Raw genomic sequence first — 20,026 nt, forward strand, 5'->3', positions numbered from 1 at the left:
GCCCTAATTATTCAAACTCGCCGCATAGGGCAGACCGTTGAAAATCGGATCGAGCCAGGTTGTGCGACCGCCGCCTTCCCAATTCGGGACGTTTTTGATGCAGAACCGCGTAACTTCGGGGGCTTGGCGATTTCGTTCGCGGCTGGCCTCGGCGCGCTCGAAAGCCCGAATATCGGAGAGGTTCGATGCCGCACCATTGGCGCAAGCACGGATGACGTCGGATGGCGTCGTATTCGGAACCTGCGTAAATTCCGTCCGATTATAGGCGCGGTAATTCACCGACACAGAATTGCCGGCGAGATATTTCACAAACACCATGCGGCGATATTCGGGATTATCGCTCGGCCCTGATTCAATCAGGAGAACGGGGCTAAAATCAGCTGACTGCGCTGAAGCAGAGGCGGCGAATCCGAGCGCCATAGCAGCGCCTAGACATGTTTTGACGATGGTTTTCATAAAATCCTCCCACAAGAGATATCGGGTGTGTAGCAAGAATGAGGCCGAAAATGGACTCGTTCTATTTTGTCTGGGTCCCTCTCTAGCAAATCAACATGTACCCGCGATGTATAAATCACCGCTTTTGCAGATCCCGTGCGTAAGAACTGCTGATGACTCATGACCCCATTCTCCCCTTCGGTTTCGAAGATGAAGACGAAGCCGATATCCGGCTGGCCTGGCGGGAGCTTTACCGGACCCGCTTGCCCGCCATGGCAGAGGACCGCCCCGATTGGCCCGTCTATCTCGACCACTGCTTTGCCCGTATCTTGCTCGATAATGCAGTCGGACAATTCTGGCGGAACGCGATTGAGCCGCCCGCTTGGAAGAACACGCCCCTGCCCGTCCTGCAGACCGCGATTGATCTCGGCGAAGCGGTTCTGTCAGACACGGCCGATATCTGGGACCTCAATGATGCGAGCCTCAAGATGCGGAACAAAAAACCGCGCGGGCGGGAACCTGCGCGGCGGCGGCGTCCGAAATGGACGCGCAAATATTAGCGCTTAAGACTTTAGCGAATATCGATGGAGGACATCATGCTCTTGGATTTCTTCACATCCTCCGGGCTGCCATCGACATCAATACTGCCCATGCCGTCAATATCGGCATCGACAGATTTGGACGCATAGACTTCGGCAGACCCCATACCCTCGACATCGACCTCAACATTTTCGCATTCGAGATCAGACGCATCGAGTGAGCCAATACCCGCAACCGACGCCTCCAGCGTTTCGCACGACCCGGAAAGCTCTATACTCCCGACGCCTTCCAACTCACTGACGAATTTTCCTGCTTTAATGCCGCTGGCCTCAATCGCGCCGACACCCGTCAGCGAGACTTCATCCAGATCCGGCAGCGTAATCACGGCGCGAATACCGTTATTATGGCCGTTCCAGCGCTTGCCCTGCCCGTCCTCATCCATGCCGAGGAACAGCGTATCGCCGGATTTTTCGACCTCGACATATTTCATCCGCTTTTCTTTGCCCTCTAATTCAATGGAATAGGCGGGTCCGACTTTGATCTCGACATCATAAACGCCGGTGACAACAATCCCGGTAAAATCGGTAAAGTCATAGGATTTTTCGACCTTCGGGCCCTTATCCTCATCCGTTTCATGGGCGTTTGCGAGGGGGGCAATAAGAAGACAGGCCGTGGCACCGGCTGTCATCAATTTCTTTGTAAATTTCATAATACTCTCCTTTAATGAGGAAGAGATAGACTATAACGACAAGTGTCGTCAAGAGATTATTATCGAAAAACGATAATTATTATATCGGGGAAATAGTCTCCATGAAACATACGCTCATGTCACCCCGCACTTGATGCGGGGCCTGACGCCTATAGAATGCAGCTTTGAGAGAGCAGCCGATAGGCCCCGCATCTCCACTGCGTTGTATGTGAGATGACATTTTGAGAGCTATCGCGAATTTACCGCACTACCCCTGATCAAACGCCGCGACCGCAGCCGCATCCCTTGGCGTAATCTCCCCTTCGCCTTGGAAATATTTCCAGCTGCGTTCGCATTTCTTCCAATCGTCCGCGCATTTCAGATCCGTGACCAACATGTCGTCACTGTCGATGTTCAACAGACATTTCGACACGATGAGATAATCCGCGAGAACATCTGACGGATTAGACGGATCTGCATAAGAACTCTCATCCGTCAGGCCGAGAACCTCGCGCTCTTTCGCGAGACGCGATTTCGGTGCGCGCACACTGGCTTCCAGCGAGGATTTGAGACTGCCCTCTTTCCGCATGGCTTCCATCGCTTCATAGGCTTCCATCCGGAAGGCACGGACACCTTCGACGGCCTCTGCGACATCAGCATTGGCCCATGTGTCTGGACACGTATGGAAGGTTTCCAAATGCACGGACCCGTCCTCGCTCGGGAAGCGCGCTTGCCAGACTTCTTCCATTGTAAAGCACATGACGGGCGCGAGCCAGGTTGTCAGACGCAGGAAAATCTCATTCATCACCGTGCGACAGGCGCGACGACGGGTCGAATTCAATGGATCACAATAGAGCGCATCCTTGCGGATATCGAAATAGAACGCCGAGAGATCGACCGTACAGAAATTAAATAAAGTGCTGAAAATGCGGCGGTGATTATGGTCACGGACCCAGCCTTCATGCTCCGCCGTGATCTCGTGCAGGCGGTGTAGCACCCATTTCTCTAACGCAGGCATGTCGGCATAATCCACGGCCTCATCATCGGAATAGCCGTCCAATGCCCCGATCATGTAACGCAGTGTATTTCGAAGTTTCCGGTAGGCATCCGCATTGGTCTGGATGATTTCCTTACCGATGCGCAGGTCATTATAGGTGTCAGAACTGGACACCCAGATGCGCATGATTTCCGCGCCAAATTGTTTGGAGATATCTTCGGGGCTCATCGTATTGCCGAGCGACTTGGACATTTTCAGGCCTTTATTATCGACCACAAACCCATCGGTCATGACACCCTTATAGGGGGCTTCGCCGTAAACGGCGCAGCTTTCTAACAAGCTGGATTGGAACCAACCGCGATGTTGGTCTGACCCTTCAAGATAGAGGTCCGCACGGTCCGGCAGGTCATCGCGACGTTTGAGGCAGAACGCATGTGTACAGCCGGAATCAAACCAGACATCGAGGATGTCCGTGACTTTCGTCCAGCCTGTTGCGTCCTCCCCGAGGAAGTCTTCGGCGGGCGTATCGAACCAGCCATCAACACCTTTTTCGGTGACGGCGGCAAGGATGCGGGCATCAATCGCGTCAACATCATCGCGTTCGGTATGTAACGTCCCGTCCTCATGCACGAGCAGCGTGATCGGCACGCCCCAATTGCGCTGGCGGGAGATCAGCCAATCCGGACGGTCCGCAACCATCGTGCGCAGACGATTGCGCCCGCGTTCCGGCCAGAATGTCGTGTCATCAATCGCCTTCAGCGCCTTATCCCGCAATCCCTCCTTGGACATGGAGATAAACCATTGCGGCGTGGCGCGACGAATGACGGGCGCTTTGGACCGCCAGCTATGCGCGTCGCGCAGGGTCAGCACACCACGGGCGAGCAAGTTGCCACACTCGACCAGCGCTTTCAGAACTTCCGGATTAGCTTTGCCGTCCTGCCCGCGTTTCTTGCCACTGGTGCGGATAACATCCAGCCCTTGGAACCGCTCCGGCATGACATCGGTGTAACAGCCCGCATCGTCGAGTGTCATCGGGACGACGGGGTCAATGCCGAGGGCTTCGAGTTTTTTCTGATTGGACATCCAGACAATATAATCGTCCTCGCCATGGGACGGTGCGGTATGGACGAAACCCGTACCCGCATCAGCGGTGACGTGATCGCCTTCCAGAAGGGGGACGGGGAAATCGTATTTGCCGTTGGCGTAGGCCATGTTTTTGAGGGGGTGACTTAGAGTTGTTCCATCTAGCATTGTCGCCGGAACCGGAGCATGCCTTTTTCCAGTTTTAATAAGTCCAGCTTTTGAAACAGTCTCCCACAGAGCATCAGCAACAATCAATTTATCGCCCGGCTTCGACCATGGCTCGAAATCGGAACTTTCCATTTCTATGACTTCGTAGAGCGAATAACTAACTCCCGCACGGAAACTTACAGCTCTATTTGCAGGAATTGTCCAGGGAGTGGTTGTCCAAATAACAACAAATGCATTAGAAAAAACAGACTTGATGTTGTCGACAAAATTTTCTTCATCGCCTTTCTCTTTTTCAAATTCGTGCCCAAATAAGCTCTCAAATTCATCAGATATTTCTTTTTCTTCTCGAATAAGTAGCTCGGGAACATTCAAATCCCGAACAGGAAACTTCACATAAATCGCGGTCGCTTTCCGGTCCGCATATTCCACCTCGGCCTCGGCCAGCGCGGTCTGTTCCACGGGGCTCCACATGATCGGCTTACTGCCGCGATAGAGCTGTCCCGTGCGCGCGATCTTCAACAATTCCGCGCAGATATCGGCCTCAGACTGCGGTTTCATCGTCAGGTAGGGATCGTCCCAATCGCCGATGACGCCGAGCCGTTTGAATTCTTCGCGTTGGATATCGACCCAACCCGCCGCATAGTCGCGGCAACGGGCGCGGAACTCGCTCGGCGGGACATCGTCTTTGCTTCGCCCCTTCCCGCGGAATTCTTCTTCGACTTTCCACTCAATCGGCAGGCCGTGACAGTCCCAGCCCGGCACGTAATTCGCGTCATGGCCGAGCATTTGGTGGCTACGATTGACGATGTCTTTGTGAATTTTATTCAACGCCGTGCCCATATGGATATGACCATTTGCATAAGGCGGGCCGTCATGGAGCGTCCATTGTCCGAGCGCGTTTTCTGCCTCGCGCTGCTTGCGGTAGAGGTCAATCCGGTTCCAGCGTTCCAGCCATTTCGGCTCGGCCTTTGGCAGGCCTGCACGCATCGGAAAATCTGTTTTGGGCAGGAACAGCGTCTCGCGGTAATCGCGGGCTGTTGTCGTAGAATCTGTCATGGGTGTCTCTTATAGAGAAGAAATTTTGAAGGCGAGGCGGAACGTTTCCCGGGCGGCTAACCGACCGGGCCAGTAATTCGTATTATAATGGCCTTCATATGCATGTGAGCGCGTTAGCAGGAGAAGTTGAACAGGTCCATAATGACTTACCTCTCAATGGAAGAGGTTTACGCACTCATATCGTCAATATCCTCCAACCCAAAATAAATCCCCCGCTCCGCCGCGAAGAGGTCGATCAGGTTCCGGATATCCCGCGCTTGGTTCAGATTGGCGAGGGCATAGAAACCGAGACCGAATAAGAGCGCGATACCAAACGCGATTCCGGCAAAGAGCCCGTAAATCCCGTTCCCCTCTCCGCCGAAAATGTCATAAAGCTGATCGCCAACGCCGCCCGGTGTGATCTGATTGAAGAAGGTTACGACGAGCAATGGCGCAGTCACATTTGCGACGAGTGTGATTTTGAACGCGGCGGCCGCTTGTTCCAGATTGATCGCCGCAAATGTCCGCATGGCTTTCACGCGGTCATCCTCCATTTGGTCGACATGCGCCGCTAAACGCCCTGCGGATTTATGTGCCAGCAATTTGCCCAAGCGTCCCTTGGCGAGGCGACTGCTCATGCCCATCGTCGCAAATTTCAACGGGGCGAAGGACTGGCGAAGAGTGAACAGCGACTCAATTGCGGTCCAATCCTCAATTGCCGTGCGTTCAACTTGTTCAGTCATCTCGTTCACCCACAACGCGAATAAGCCCTTCCTGCGCCGTGGAGCAGATCAGACGGCCATCTTCGGTGTAAAAACTGCCGCGGTTAAACCCGCGAGAGCGGGCAGAGCGCGGGCTGTCGAGGTGGTAGTAAATCCACTGATCGACGCGGATTTCGTCATGAAACCACATGGCGTGATCGAGGCTCGCCCCGATGATTTTATGCGTTCGGAAATTGACGGGTTGCGGACGAATACCCGTACTCATCAACGCTTTGTCAGAGATAAAGGCCAGCAAGGTTCGGTGCGTAATCGGGTCATCGCCAATCGCATCGTTAAATTTGAACCAGAACCCGAACTTCGGCTCATACTGGCCCGGTAGAACAACTGTCTCAAGGCCCGGCGTCCGCATCTCCAAAATATCTGTGCCAAAGATGAGATAGTAACTGCGGAACTGCTCTTCAGGAATGCCCATCAAGGCGCCGACCTCACCCGCGCGGTCATAATCATTCGGCAACTCGCTATAATGCGGGACATTTTCAGGAAATTCGAATTGGTGCTCATGGCCTTCTTCGACGACTTGAAAACTGATCGAGCCGTTAAAAATCGCCTCACCCTTCTGCTTGCCGACGACGCGCCGCGTGGAAAAGCTGCGGCCATTCCGGATGGGATCAACTTCGTAGAGAATAGGTCGGGAGAGGTCACCGGGACGCAGGAAATAGCCATGCAGGGAATGCGGCTTGCGGTCGGGCTCAACCGTCCGCACGGCGGCATTTAGTGCCTGCCCCAGAACCTGCCCGCCAAAGACACGCGGCAAGCCCATTTGCAAGGCCTCACCTCGAAAGAGGAGCGTATCAAGCTCCTCAACATGCATTTTGGTCAGGAATTCATCGCGTTTAAACATAGGGGTGCTTAGCGATCTTGAAATAAGCTCTCAACGTAAAATAACGAAAACATATGTACCAAAATTATCGTCTGGGGCGTCTTTATGGGGCTTTACTTTAACGAGGCAGTCTGGAGTATGGTTACGGGCAAAACTCGAGGGCGCTATGAAAAAAATACTTTTCCTTTTTCTACTTTTCACACCACCGACCGCCTTTGCGCAGCTCAATTGCACGACACCGACATCCAATGGTCAAACGACCCCTGCCCCGGCTGTCTTCTCGCCCCCACAAACGACTTTAGCACCCTCCGATAATGTTAGTCTTGCCTGCAGTGCTTTCGCCTTAGCGACATATGGAACATTTCAAGCGGATAGACATTTATGCGATAGTCTTGTTATTCCCAATGACATGGATGTCAGTCAAGGTGCGGTTCTACAAATTAGGACAGGACAACGCGGTGGACGGTTCTGGAACGACAATATCGTCGCGGGAAGAAAAGACATTGCTGGAATGAACCTACCGCTCACATCGGCAATTGGAAACACACAAGCCACTCCAAATAATATTTCCGCAAATGTGACTATAAATCTGGCACTGCCCGCAGCTTTACTCACTCAAAGTGTTAACACACCGGATCCCAATTTAGGTCCTGTCATCGATTATATTTTCCAAGATGACACAGAAATTCAATCCGCCAACTTTCAATATTGCCAGTTACAACCGACTGTTAATCTCGAATTTTCTGATTGTTGCCCGAGAAAGCAAATAACAATCCAAGGCCCATGGGGACCCCACACGATGCCCGTCTATAATAAAGGTGAGCTTGTCATATTTAAGACCGATGGAACGATCTTGGAACAAGGTTATCATCCGATCCTGTGGGAACTTGATCAAACAGGCCTGAATAGCTGGGGATATACGCGGATCAACCAATATGGTGGGTGGGTCTGTTCAACATGTCAGGTTCCGCCAGGATTAATTGCGAACAATCTTCTGCCGGCGAATTATAATGGCGGAACACAAACATTTAAGTCGAACACATTATATTATTTTGGTTTGGCCATAGGAAGCAATTGGATGTCGACCGGGCATTACTTCTATGTCGGCCCATAGGAATGCCAAACAGAGTTAAATAAAACTAATCCAGCGCAGGCTCGCCCGCCTCTCCATTCGCCACGGCCAGATGGCCTTGGCTCATGACATAGGCGCGGATGTCCTCCATCGCGGCTGTGGTGAGTTGGTCTTTGAACGCCACCATGCCGTTCTCTTTCAACGCCCCGTTTTGAAGAATGTCGGTCCACTCGTTCTTATCCGCCGTGGCGTAGGACCAGCGCAGGTCCGGTAAGACGCCGGAACTGACCGCGAGGGGGCCGTGACAGACAAGGCAGTTTTCAGAGTAATGACCGAGGCCGGACATAATTTGTTCAGCAGAGCCGAACGTCTCACCCTTCGGACTACGCTCTACAGCAGACGCCATGGCGTCTGGAATTTCGCCCTGCCCGCCAACTTTGAACGTCACGACACGCCCCACTTGTGGCGCGACGGGTGAGTTATAGCCATAACCTGCTGACAGCGCCCACGCCGTGCCCCAACCCGTCGTGATGGTCATATATTGCTCGCCGTCGATCTCATAAGTCGACAGACCGGACAATGCGCCAGCCTTCACATTTTGACTCCAGAGTTTATCTCCATTCGCCGCGTCATAGCCGACGACATCGCCCTCGCGCTGGCCCTGGACAACAATGCCCGTATCAAGGCTGAGGATGCCGCCGTTCCACGGGCCGTCATGTTGCACCGTCCAGCGGGCTTCCTGTTTGATCGGATCCCACGCGACGAGCCAGCCTTGGTTCCCGTTGCGGAACGCATCGACTGTACCCGCCGGAAACTCCGGCGGAATACCCGCGGAGAGATTATAGCCGAGGTTCCAATAAGCATCGGGATCAGGTTCAACTTGCTGATCCTGATAAAGCTGCGGGATGAGTTGCGCCGGGATATAAGCGAGTTTTTCCTGCGGTGAGTAAGCCATAGGATGCCAGTTATGCGCGCCGAGCGGTCCCGGGAAAATCGCCTGCGGTGCACCGTCTGTGACCCGCGCAAAATCCGTCTCAATCGGACGGCCATTTTCATCCAAGCCCGTCGCCCAGTTCATAGGCACGAAATTATTGCCGGAGATAAACTCGCCCGTTTTGGCATCTAGAACATAGAAGAACCCGTTTTTCGGCGCTTGCATCACAACCTGACGGTCCGCGCCGTTTTCGCCCAAAGGCAGATCGGCGAGGATAATCGTTTGTGTCGCGGTAAAATCCCACTGATCGCGCGGCGTTGTCTGGAAATGCCAATTATAGGCACCTGTGTCCGCATCTAGTGCGAGGATCGAGGAGAGGAAGAGGTTGTCGCCTTTGCCTTCAGGATCACGAATTTTGGCATTCCACGGCGAGCCATTGCCGACACCGACGAGGATTTGGTCATTCTTTTCATCAAATACGATGGAGTCCCACGCGGTGCCGCCACCGCCATCCGTGACCCATCCGCCCGTATCGCCCCATGTGTCATTGACGAGGTCTGCCATAATGTCGTCAGACGCTGCACCATCGGGTTGCTTTTTCGGATTTGGCACCGTGTAGAAGCGCCAATCCATCGACCCGTCTTCCGCGTCATAGGCACTGACATATCCGCGCACACCCAGTTCGCCGCCGGAATTACCGATGATAACACGGCCCTTCACAATGCGTGGGGCCATGGTGATGGTATAAGGTTGGGATTGATCGACGGTAACTTTGGACCAGACGACCTCGCCGGTTTTCGCGTCCAACGCTTCCAGCCGCCCGTCGAAGACGCCCAGATAGACTTTGTCGCCGTAGATCGCGACGCCGCGATTGACGACATCGCAACAGCCCTTGATGGCGTCTTCGCCTGAGACTTCCGGGTCATAGGTCCAGATCTCCTCGCCCGTCTTCGCGTCCAGCGCATGCACAATCGACCATGCACCCGTGACGTACATGATGCCGTCATGGATAATCGGCGTGCTCTCGACACCCCGCCCCGTGGACAGATCAAAGGTCCACGCGACGCCGAGATCGGCGATATTGTCTTTGGTGATGCCGGACAGTTTAGAATGGCGTTGTTCCTTGTAATCCCCGCCATAGGTCAACCAGCGTTCCGGCGTGTCAGTCGCATTGGAAATGGCTGCATCTGTAATTCGTGAGCTATCCTGAATGGTATCAGGCCGGGTCGACGGCTCACTATTCGAACACGCCACAAGAACGGCACAACTTGCTGCCAGCAGCCCCGCTTTCAAAAGCTTAGACATAAATTCTCCCCAATAATGTATCGCGGTAATTTCCACCGTCATAGGACAGAACGTTAACGATTATTTCGACACATGCAAATGAGGCGAATTTATAGGCTAAAACTTACAGGCTAAAATCAAAATAAAGGATGATGGCCTCGTCAAGAGGCGCCCCATGTCAGCTGAATATACGCGAATAAGAGTTTATGGTGATTTATGGCTGAACTGCTTTACCGTTAATGACAGGCGTTTTGCCTAACATTCAAAATCAATTATAGTTTGCTTAATGCCGTTCTCTCGAATTTTTTGAGCATACCTATTTACGGCTTTTATGAAAACTGTTTGATTATAGAAGATAAACTTATCTGCATTTGCTATTTTTAAATAGGGTGCAATATCATTAGTGTTAATTATTTCTTTGAACGCAGCCTTCTTTGGATCGCTCAACTCATTGTTTATTATAGATCTTTGAATAAATACCGCCCAAGCGCCGAGGCAAAATTCAAAATAGGGTAAACTTGCTTTTGACCTCAAGGCACGATCTATGGTCGGGAACCACCGTTGCTGTATTTTTTGCGAGCTGTCTGTTCCAACCTGTAAATTTGCATAAGGTAAATGACTATTTTGGAAACGCTTGATGACGTCTTCAATATAGGCAGCGCCAACATATCCAGCTGGAACAGCAGCATGAGGCAACACATTTTCATACAAAGCCTGCCGCGTAAAATTTAGGATTTCAGGGCGCCGCAATGATTCATGTACATAAGTATCGCCGCATAAATAACCTAAAGTCGAAGCTATCGTATGTCCGGCGTTTAAGTAGCGGAGCTTCATTTGCTCGAACGGTTCAATGTCATCAACAAAGACTGCGCCGACCTTATCAAATGCAGGCCGCTCCCCTGCAAAATTATCTTCGATAATCCATTGCGTAAAGGGCTCAGCTGAGACGGGGGAAGCATCTAGTCGTCCTGTTTTGATCTTAATGAGGTTTCTTAAAGTCTCGTCCGTCGCGGGGCTAACACGGTCCACCATAGAAGAAATAAACCCAATATGATCTTGTGACCACAGGAGCGCATCTGAATTGTGTTTCCTTAGCAAGTGTTCCACGCCAACTTTCAGCAGGTCTCCGCCTGCGGAAATATTATCGCAACACATAATGGTAAGTTTCGAGTCAGCTGCCGTCTTAAATCGCTGAATGATCGCTCGGGCCAGAAATCCATAGATTGTCGTTGGGGCCTGAAGACAGGCGAACTCAGATTTTAGAGCTGGGTGTGTGACGTCAACACGACCAGATGCGAGGCCGTAACCTTTTTCCGTGATCGTCGAACTGACTAATTTTGTTGTTGGCGCAGCTATAATATCAATCACGGCTTGAGGCTGATCAGGCGCGACGATTATATTTTTAAGCGGGCCCATTATGCGGCACTCGGTTACGTCGCTAAGTGTAACTAATGTGTAGAGATAATCTTGCGGTGCGAGCGCGTCTTTCATTGATGAGGAACGTAGAGATACGCCCGTAATGCCCCATTGCGTCGCGCCGTCGTTAAGTAAGTCATCTACATAAATAGCTTGGTGGGCACGATGAAAATTCCCGATGCCAAAATGGACGATACCCGTCGTGATGGCATCACGATCATAATGATAATGCCTGATATTTTCTGGTAAGTTTGAAGCGGATAATCGGGTCATAAATGACTCTTAATTTTTACAGATTGAGAGCACATCCCAGCACGCGCCCATAGTGTGGTAATCCGTTTTCCCTAAGGGGGATTTTTTATTATCGACCGCTGCGCCATCGCGGCCTCTTACCCGAAACCATGCGCCGAACGCGTGATCAATCATGTGATCCCAACTCCACTTCCAAATGCGATTATAATCTATGCGATATGTCTCATCGCCTGTGATGTGATAGAGTCGCCAAGCTGTGGCAAAGCTCTCTGACTGCACCCAAAAATATTTCTCGCTGGCACAGAACCGGCCATCCGGCGCGACTCCATACGCAAAGCCGCCATGCTCTTTATCCCAGCCTGTTTCCATGGCTTTATCATAAAGCGATTTGGCGCGCTCCACCCATTTCCTTTTGGGACGCGCTTCATTTAAAATGAGAAGAAGTTTCGCCCATTCGGTTTGGTGACCGGGCTGAAACCCCCAAGGCTTGTAACGGTCATTGGGCTTGTCGATATTGAAATTCATATCGACATTCCAGTTCGCATCATAGTGTTCCCAGATTTGCCCGCCAGATTGTGCTGCGAGATCAAAGGCGAATTTCTCGGCAAGCTGTTCTGCACGGTCTAAATATTTGGCATCCCCGCTGGCTTGATGGGCGACGAGTAGAGCCTCGCACATATGCATGTTTGCATTCTGCCCACGGTAAGGGGAAAGTGTTCTGAGCGTATTGTCACGTTCATCAAAATACGCCCCAGCCGTTTCGTCCCAGAAATAGGTTTCCACAAAATCGTAGAGATCGGCCATAATCTGGGTGGCACGCTCAATGCCTGCTTTCACGCAACTTGCGGCAGCTAAAAGCACAAAGGCATGACCATAAGCCATAACGCGTTTATCCGTGATAATGCGGTCTTCAATCAGCCACGCATAATGGCCATTGTCCTGCCGATGGGCGATTTGTAGATAATCCAAACCCCATTCAGCCCACTTCAAATGCTTCGGCTTACCGTAAAGCCTGTAAGCTGTTGCATAGTTCAGGACATATCGAGCAGAGGCGACGAGGTGGCGGCTCTGCGGATCATAGCAGGTGCCATCATCCAGAAAGCAGCCGTAAAACCCACCCTCCGGTGCATAGATGCGGGGGGCATAAAAGGCGAGCGTGTCGCGGATGTGACTTTCGAGAAAGGCGGGGCTTTCGAAATTCGGATAGCTCACGGCTTAGCCTGTCAACTCAAGCACTAAGCCTTTGACGGCCAAAAATGACATGAAAAGTGCGAAGAGCAAAATGGCGGCGAGTATGATGTTGGAAAAGATTGAGTTCTTATGTTCGCCCATCAAATCCTTGCGGTTAGCGAGATAGAAAATACAGCCCACCGTTATCGGTAATATCACTGCGCCAAAGGCTTGGGACATCACCATAATCGCGACGGGCCGCGCGTTGAAAAGCGGGACAACTAAGCCCAGCAAAGAAATTAGAAACACCATAATCCGATATTTTGGAAGCGTCATCTCGCGCTCTGTTTCTGTGTAATCACAAATTAGCCAAGGCAGCATCAGCACGTTCGGGAATTGAGATGACACGCCTGCCGCGACAATACCGACGGCGAAAATGGCGGTGGCGAATGGCCCGGCTAAGGGCTCGAGCAGTGTAATCATCTGCGAAGCTTTGGACAAGCCCAGCCCTTCGACGTGGAGTGTACCTGCCGCTGCGGCCATGACGGCGGCGCTAATCACAAACATCATGACGACAGCCACGATGGCGTCATTACGCTGAGTTCGCGCATCTTTGAGGGACCAGCCCGCTTCTTTGACGAGGGTTGTGCGAATGATGAAAAGGCCAGAGAAAACCGTTGTACCCACCATGCCTGCGATTACGAGCCAAGGGCCTTTGGTGGCACCGGGCGCAACGTCAGGTACACTTGGGAGAAGGCCTTTAATGATATCACCCGGGGGCGGCATCATCAGAAAGAAATTGAGCAGAAAACAAGCGGCCATGACGGCGACGATAACAGCAAGGCTGCGTTCGAAAAATTGCGTTTTACCATTCCAGAAAATAAAAAAAACCAGCGCAGAGAAAAACGCGGCAAACCAAATTGGTGCAATGCCGCCCTCGATAACGGTCTTTGACCATTCAGAACTAATCTCTGCGACAATCCCCATCACACCCATGACGCTACCCGCGACGCCAAGAGTGAGTGCGATAATGAAATAAATCCCGATCGCTGGATGAATGTGCTTTTTAAAAGCTTGCAGCGCGGTCTCGCCCGTTACCAAAGTGTAGCGGCTGTAAATGTTGATCATGAAAAATGTGCAGAGACAGGACGCCACAATCGTCCAAAGCAATGTCATACCGTAATCCGCCCCGGCCTTTGCCATGGTGGTGATACTGCCTGTACCGATGTTAAAGCCGAGCAAGAATATGCCGGGCAAGAACAGCGCTAAACCTTTGGCAAATTTTTGTCTAAATGTTGTATCCATCATTTCCCCATAGCCTGTTTTACCGGTCTAGTTTTGTGCAGATAACGCCCGGATAACGCCGCGAATTTCTGCCACGCCTTTAAGTCGACCAATGCCAGAATAGCCGGGATTACCCGCCTTATCGATATCATCCATCATTTGGAGGCCATGATCAGGGCGAATAAAAATACCCTCTTGGTCAGGCGCTTCGCGCTTGCGGCGGGATTCCTCATTTAAAAGTTCTTGGATAACCGCAATCATATCAATATCGCTATCCAGATGACTGGCCTCATAAAAGGAGCGCTGCTCATCAGTATCGCGGCTCACGCCGCGCAAGTGAGAGAAATGAATGCGAGGTCCGAATTGCTTTGCCATTACGGGCAAATCATTATCGGGACGGCTGCTATAAGTCCCGACGCAAAGTGTAATTCCGTTGGACGGACTTGGCTGCGCCGCGAATAAAATATCCAAATCATCCGCCGTGCAAATAATACGCGGGAGGCCCAACATATCTCGTGGCGGATCATCCGGATGAATGGCGAGATTTACGCCAGCGGCCTCCGCGCGCGGCAAAACCTGCTCTAAAAATGCGAACAGGTTCGCACGCAAGATCGCGGCATCGACATCGTTATAATTGGCGAGCATGGCGCGGAAATCCTCGAGGCCATAACTCTCCGTCATTTTGCCGGGCAAGCCAGCGATGATATTGTCTGTAAGTTGGGCGCGCTCGGCTTCATCCATGCCGTCAAACATCTCTTTTGCCTCAGCGATTTCATCTGCGTTATAATCAGCTTCAGCACCGTCACGTTTGAGAATATACAAATCAAAGGCGGCGAATTTCTTTTGATCAAAGCGTAAGGCATAAGCCCCGCTCGGGAGCTTGTATTTCAAATCCGTGCGTGTCCAATCAATGACCGGCATGAAATTATAGCAGATTGTCTTAATGCCGCATGTTGCAAGATTTTCCATGGAGACGGCCCAAGCTTCGATAAATTTCTCATGACCCGGACGGGCGAGTTTAATATCTTCATGTACAGGAATGCTTTCAACAACTGTCCATTTCAGGGGGGCCAGTCCGTCTTCGCAGTCCTCTATCAAGGCCTTATGCTGACGAATGGCCTCAATTGGCCATATCTGGCCTGCGGGTATCGTGTGTAAGGCGCTCACAATATCCGTAACACCAGTCTGCCGGATGTCATTAATCGTGACAGGGTCGCTCGGTCCAAACCATCTCCAGGATTCTCGCATAACTATCCTTTTTCCTTCAGCAATCAAAAAGCCTGCCATATCTAAAATACAAAGCGATTAGACGCTTAATTGTCTATACCAATAGTAAAAATTGGTTAGGATAATTGGAGGCTATTTTTCGTAATCTTGGGTCTATGACTTTGCAAGGCGTTTCCGGTTTTGTCGTAATTGACGTGACCAAGCCTCATGTTTTGAACTCTGAGCTTGAACCAGCTCTTATCATAAAGGCGCTTACGCTCCCAATGATGAGCGCGAGCGCCGCTATCGCTAGTTTACCACTCAAGGGGTTGGGAATGATAAGCATGAGCCCAATGAACACCGCAATGGCCGCACCAAACCAACCGATCACTTTCAATTGGGCTGAGTCATTACCTTGTCCGACCTCTACCTTGAAATTGATAGGCATCTTCATGGTAGTAATAAATTGATCAACCATTGTGCGGTGCGCTGACCCTTTTTGTGGGGCAAAAGGAATGGAAATCAAAAAGCCCAAAGAGCCCGCCGTCAAAACACCGAAAAACTTCATTTGAAATGTCCATGACGCATCAGGCGCAAACCCAAAGACATTGAGGGGCACATTCAAGAAGGCCATTAAAGAAACCGTGAATGCACAACCAATGGATAAAAGAGCCGCCCATGACGGCGTTCGCCGAATAAACAGCCCCCACATGAGAGGTATTTGAATCGGGCTCATCAAAAGTGCACCGACATCCAGCATAATTTCAAATATGCCTCTGCCTTTCGCCTGCGCCATATAAAGCGCGAGTAAAAGGATAAAAACACCCATAAAAAATGTATATAGCCGCCCATATTTTAAGAGCTCAGGCTCAGACTTTTCCTTCCACTTAAATTTACTTTTAAGCTTGGGGTAAATATCTTTTATTAATATTGCGACATTGGTATTCAAGCCTGTATCCATCGTGCTCATCGTGGCCGTCAAGATGGCGACGACAATCAATCCGATTAAACCGACAGGCAATAGTTTAATGCTAGCGATGGCATAGGCCGCCTCTGCGGGCTTTGCGATATCCAGCGCCATGACATCTTCAGCGTATAACAGCCGCGCTGTGATCGGCGGAAGGAACCAAATCAAGCCGCCGATCAGAAAAAGGGCTGACGCTAATAAAGCCGCCTTGCGCGCTTCACGCCCGTCTTTGACCGAAAAATATCTTGGCCCCGCATACATGGAATTGAAAACTAAAAAACCCTTGGTGACCATGGCGCTGGCCCAACCCCATGTGTAAGCGCCGCCAAATAGCATGCCCGAATTTATCATGTTAAATTCTTCTGATAGCCCTTGCACCTCGATCTGTTCAAACAAGCTTCCAATACCACCCAGTTTGCTAATGCATAGCCAGGCAATGATAATCGTAAGCGGTACGAGAATAAGACCTTGCAGGAAGTCTGTGGCCATCACGGCCCAGCGTCCGCCCGTGGCGGAATAGAACAACACGATAATACCGCATAAAATTATCACGTAGAAAATATTATATCCAAATACGGCAGAGCAAAATATACCTAACCCATAGAGCGCCATGGCGGAGTATAATATCCGAACCGGAACTTCGTAGAGGGCGTAGAACATCCGCGTTGGCTCTCCAAAACGTTTGGAAATCGCTTCGGGGAATGTTGTTACCCGCATTTGGCGAAGCCACGGCCCAAGGAATAAAAAATTCAAAAAGAATCCAAAAGCATTCCCTAAAAAGATGATCATCACGGAAAAGCCAGACTCATATGCTACGCCCGCCGCGCCTGTAAACGTCCACGCACTGAATGCACTCATAAATGCACTACTACCAACGAGCCACCAACTCCCTTTGGAGCCACTTTTGAAATAGTCGTCTGTGTCAGAAGAGAAGGTCTTGAAAACAATACCGACAAACGTAATTAGAACCAGATATCCGATAATGACCAAGTATTCGATATTCGAAATATCTAATTGCGACATCGTCTATGGACCCTCAGATAGATGGCTCACATCTACCCAATTATTATTTTTGCGAATGATATCGATAAGCTGTTGATACTGCGCGCCGTCTTTAAAAGTTTGATAAGGTAGAACAGATTGGCCCTTTATATCTTTCACAAATTCGCGAATTAAGTAGCCCCAATTGCGTTCTGTATCGCCATCCACATCGGGAACATCAGCCGCAATGTCGGCGGGAAGTTCAACCTCGTTCCATGTTCTATCTGCCCCGTATAGATAAAGCGGTCCGCTACCATAGTGACCTTGAATATATATCGCGCCAGTACTGCCATAAAACGCGATATAGTCCTCGTGAAAACGAGGATGAAGGCCGCCATGTTTAAACAAAACTGAAACGGGCTTTTTAGCGAACGGGCTCTCAATCTTAGCCGTGACATTATAAGACCATTCAACATTGGACACACCCCATTCTAGTGATGGATCATTCAAGTCATCAGGGATATGTTCGCGTCTTGTCTTAAAATTATGCACGCCTCTCACGACGGGGGCTTTACCCATATCGTCTCTGACTTCGCCCATGACTGAAAGTATTTTTTCTCCCACAACTGACGTGACAATAGACATTTTATGGGTGAAGTTATTATTGAGTCTCCCTCCGCCATCCTCTCTGCGGTGGGACCACCCAAAGGGGATATCACGTTCGAGGTTAAAGTGGGACATACACTCAACCTCCAAAGGTTCACCTATCGCGCCTTCGGCCACTAATCTTTTGGCGTGGATCACGTGAGGCATATATCTGAAACTTGCGGCAAAAGCGGTTTTAATCCCTCTATCAGTCGCAAGTTTATAGAGTTCCTTTGCCGTCTCGCCATCTGCCGTTAAAGGTTTATCGCAGAAGACATGACAGCCTTTAGCTATGGCCTGTTTTATAGGTTCAAAATGTGCGCCACCAGGTGTCGCGATTGAAACGATATCAGGCTGGCAGTCAATAAGCGCTTGTGACCAATCCGTACCGGCATAAGGGATGTTCATATCTTTGGCGACTTGCGCAACAACACTTCGTGTTCGCCCTACAATACCGACGACTTCAGTCCCTGCATACCGAAAGGCCTCTGTATGACCTTGCCCCGCAAAGCCAGTTCCGTGAACTAACACTTTTATTGTCTTGCTCATTTTCCCCCTCAATCGTACTTAACCAAAAGCTTATACCAATATCTAAGCCTTGTTAATACCAATATAAATTCTGCTGGAGATGAAAGATGAAAATTACAAACGCAGAAGTTTTTATAGGTGGTCCTGGCAAAAATTACGTCACTCTAAAAATCATGACGGATGCAGGGATATACGGTATCGGCGACGGCACACTCAACACGCGCGAAACGCTCCCGGCGGAATACTTAAAAGAATATCTCATCCCTTGTCTCATCGGCATGGATCCGCGCAATAGCGAAGACATTTGGCAATATTTTTATCGCGGTGCATATTTCCGTCGTGGTCCAATCGCGATGGCCGCTTATGGTGCGATTGATATGGCGCTGTGGGATATAAAAGGGAAAATTGCGGGACTGCCGCTTTATCAGCTCTTTGGCGGTAAGAGTCGCGACGGCGCGCTCGTTTACGCCCATGCTGTTGGGAATACGCTGGATGAACTTATCGACTCTGTCGCCCATTATGTCGAGCAGGGCTATAAAGCCGTTCGCTTGCAATGCGGCATTCCAGATATGCCGGAGGGCGGATACGCAACAGGGAAAGGCGGTGATACAAAGCATTTTATTACCGAATACGGAGCGCTGCCTGATCAAGAAATCTGGGATTCAGAAAAATATCTCAGATATATGCCAAACGTTTTTGAAAAAGTTCGAGAGATATTTGGACCCGACCTGAAACTCCTCCACGACGTTCATCACCGTCTGCGTCCGCGCGAAGCGGCTGCCTTTGGGAAGGAGATTGAGAAATATAACTTGTTCTGGATGGAAGACCCAACACCTGCAGATGACCAACACGCGCTCAGACTTATCCGTCAGCATACAACAGTGCCGATTGCAATTGGGGAGGTCTTTAACTCGATATGGGATTGCAAAACCATGATTGAGGAAGAATTGCTCGACTTCATACGCGTATCGGTAACCTATGCAGGCGGCATCACCCATGTCAGGCGAATTGTGGAATTGGCGGGCCTGCATAGTATCCGAACGGGTTTCCACGGCGCGCCGAGCCATTCCCCGATTTCAATGGCCGCGCAGGCTCACTTAAATGCCTGGGCTCCTAACTTTGGCATCCAAGAGTATTTAGTTCTAGGGACAGAGGAATGTGACGCTCTATTTCCTTCAGACCATTATCTCGATAACGGATTATTTTATGTCAGCGACGCCCCGGGTCTCGGCGTAGATTTTGATGAGACTGAGGCAAAGCGCTATTCTTTTGACCGCCGCTATCACCCCATCGTGCGCCTAGAGGATGGGACGATGTGGAATTATTAAAGACTGGAATGACGGCAGAAGGTCTTCAGGCTCTAAATCTATCCGGTCAAGGGCAGCAGACAGGTTAAGGTTACCGTGTCAAAGGCCAAGTCGATAAGGCGCGAGAGCTCTGTATCATAAAAGGCCAAATATCAAAGCGTCAAAGACAAGGCAGGCGTAACAGCAGTTTCGTCTGCGCTTAACGTGGAGATACTGATTCAATCGAGAAAATCCAATATGTTGAACGAAACCTAACGCTACAGAAATATGGAGGCGCACTGTCTGCGTCTGTTCAAATACTTTATTAGGTAGACAAGAGAATGGCTCCGCAAGCAGGACTCGAACCTGCGACAAGCTGATTAACAGTCAGCTGCTCTACCAACTGAGCTATTGCGGAATAGACCATTCGAGGTAGGCGCGCCTGATACAAGC

General features: G+C 50.6%; 15 protein-coding genes and 1 tRNA gene. 3 read left to right on the forward strand and 13 right to left on the reverse strand.

Annotation, left to right across the window (positions count from 1 at the left end; genetic code table 11):
- Nucleotides 1-3 precede the first annotated feature (3 nt).
- A complete protein-coding gene (locus tag ACP9M6_RS13150) occupies nucleotides 4-456 on the reverse strand; it encodes a hypothetical protein (protein ID WP_427451816.1) in 453 nt (150 codons plus the stop codon).
- Between the two features lie 152 nt (nucleotides 457-608).
- Here ACP9M6_RS13150 and ACP9M6_RS13155 point away from each other — a divergent pair, with 152 nt between their 5' ends.
- Nucleotides 609-995, forward strand: coding sequence for a GCN5-related N-acetyltransferase (locus ACP9M6_RS13155; RefSeq protein ID WP_427451818.1), 387 nt, complete (start codon nucleotides 609-611; stop codon nucleotides 993-995).
- 11 nt (nucleotides 996-1,006) lie between these two features.
- On the opposite strand, the gene ACP9M6_RS13160 is transcribed toward ACP9M6_RS13155, so the two are convergent.
- The 4 genes from ACP9M6_RS13160 to ACP9M6_RS13175 all read right to left on the reverse strand — a co-directional run bounded on the left by ACP9M6_RS13160 (nucleotide 1,007) and on the right by ACP9M6_RS13175 (nucleotide 6,569).
- Entirely contained in the window at nucleotides 1,007-1,684 is a 678-nt protein-coding gene (locus ACP9M6_RS13160; RefSeq protein WP_427451820.1) for a head GIN domain-containing protein, read from the reverse strand.
- 247 nt (nucleotides 1,685-1,931) lie between these two features.
- Nucleotides 1,932-4,967 carry an isoleucine--tRNA ligase gene (ileS, locus tag ACP9M6_RS13165; protein ID WP_427451822.1) on the reverse strand — a complete coding sequence of 1,012 codons (3,036 nt, stop codon included), beginning with the start codon at nucleotides 4,965-4,967 and terminating at the stop codon, nucleotides 1,932-1,934.
- A 167-nt stretch (nucleotides 4,968-5,134) separates the two neighbouring features.
- Nucleotides 5,135-5,689, reverse strand: coding sequence for a hypothetical protein (locus tag ACP9M6_RS13170; RefSeq protein WP_427451824.1), 555 nt, complete (start codon nucleotides 5,687-5,689; stop codon nucleotides 5,135-5,137).
- Nucleotides 5,682-6,569, reverse strand: a complete 888-nt coding sequence (locus ACP9M6_RS13175) for an acyl-CoA thioesterase (protein ID WP_427451826.1) — start codon at nucleotides 6,567-6,569, stop codon at nucleotides 5,682-5,684. The genes ACP9M6_RS13170 and ACP9M6_RS13175 overlap by 8 nt, the downstream gene beginning before the upstream one ends.
- Nucleotides 6,570-6,714: 145 nt before the next feature.
- Here ACP9M6_RS13175 and ACP9M6_RS13180 point away from each other — a divergent pair, with 145 nt between their 5' ends.
- Nucleotides 6,715-7,662 carry a hypothetical protein gene (locus ACP9M6_RS13180; protein WP_427451828.1) on the forward strand — a complete coding sequence of 316 codons (948 nt, stop codon included), beginning with the start codon at nucleotides 6,715-6,717 and terminating at the stop codon, nucleotides 7,660-7,662.
- Nucleotides 7,663-7,687: 25 nt separating this feature from the next.
- Here the strand turns inward: ACP9M6_RS13180 and ACP9M6_RS13185 are convergent, their stop codons facing one another.
- From ACP9M6_RS13185 to ACP9M6_RS13215, 7 genes are all read right to left on the reverse strand, one after another.
- Nucleotides 7,688-9,859, reverse strand: a complete 2,172-nt coding sequence (locus tag ACP9M6_RS13185) for a PQQ-dependent dehydrogenase, methanol/ethanol family (protein ID WP_427451830.1) — start codon at nucleotides 9,857-9,859, stop codon at nucleotides 7,688-7,690.
- A 234-nt stretch (nucleotides 9,860-10,093) separates the two neighbouring features.
- Complete coding sequence (locus ACP9M6_RS13190) at nucleotides 10,094-11,527, reverse strand: mannitol dehydrogenase family protein (RefSeq protein ID WP_427451832.1); 1,434 nt, start codon at nucleotides 11,525-11,527, stop codon at nucleotides 10,094-10,096.
- 9 nt (nucleotides 11,528-11,536) lie between these two features.
- Nucleotides 11,537-12,718 (reverse strand): AGE family epimerase/isomerase, encoded by a 1,182-nt coding sequence (locus ACP9M6_RS13195; protein WP_427451834.1) that lies wholly within the window; start codon nucleotides 12,716-12,718, stop codon nucleotides 11,537-11,539.
- A gap of 3 nt (nucleotides 12,719-12,721) precedes the next feature.
- Entirely contained in the window at nucleotides 12,722-13,984 is a 1,263-nt protein-coding gene (locus ACP9M6_RS13200; RefSeq protein ID WP_427451836.1) for an Nramp family divalent metal transporter, read from the reverse strand.
- 24 nt (nucleotides 13,985-14,008) lie between these two features.
- Complete coding sequence (gene uxuA, locus ACP9M6_RS13205; protein ID WP_427451838.1) at nucleotides 14,009-15,208, reverse strand: mannonate dehydratase; 1,200 nt, start codon at nucleotides 15,206-15,208, stop codon at nucleotides 14,009-14,011.
- A 184-nt stretch (nucleotides 15,209-15,392) separates the two neighbouring features.
- Nucleotides 15,393-17,156: a sodium:solute symporter family transporter gene (locus ACP9M6_RS13210; RefSeq protein WP_427451840.1), complete on the reverse strand. Its 1,764-nt coding sequence runs from the start codon at nucleotides 17,154-17,156 to the stop codon at nucleotides 15,393-15,395.
- Nucleotides 17,157-17,159: 3 nt separating this feature from the next.
- Nucleotides 17,160-18,308: a Gfo/Idh/MocA family protein gene (locus ACP9M6_RS13215; RefSeq protein WP_427451842.1), complete on the reverse strand. Its 1,149-nt coding sequence runs from the start codon at nucleotides 18,306-18,308 to the stop codon at nucleotides 17,160-17,162.
- 86 nt (nucleotides 18,309-18,394) lie between these two features.
- Here ACP9M6_RS13215 and manD point away from each other — a divergent pair, with 86 nt between their 5' ends.
- A complete protein-coding gene (gene manD, locus ACP9M6_RS13220; protein ID WP_427451844.1) occupies nucleotides 18,395-19,615 on the forward strand; it encodes a D-mannonate dehydratase ManD in 1,221 nt (406 codons plus the stop codon).
- 300 nt (nucleotides 19,616-19,915) lie between these two features.
- Here manD and ACP9M6_RS13225 read toward each other — a convergent pair.
- Nucleotides 19,916-19,991, reverse strand: a tRNA-Asn gene (locus tag ACP9M6_RS13225).
- Nucleotides 19,992-20,026: the final 35 nt, after the last annotated feature.

Origin of the sequence: Litorimonas sp. WD9-15 (genome assembly GCF_050271975.1) — a bacterium.
In the GTDB taxonomy this organism is placed as follows: domain Bacteria; phylum Pseudomonadota; class Alphaproteobacteria; order Caulobacterales; family Maricaulaceae; genus Litorimonas.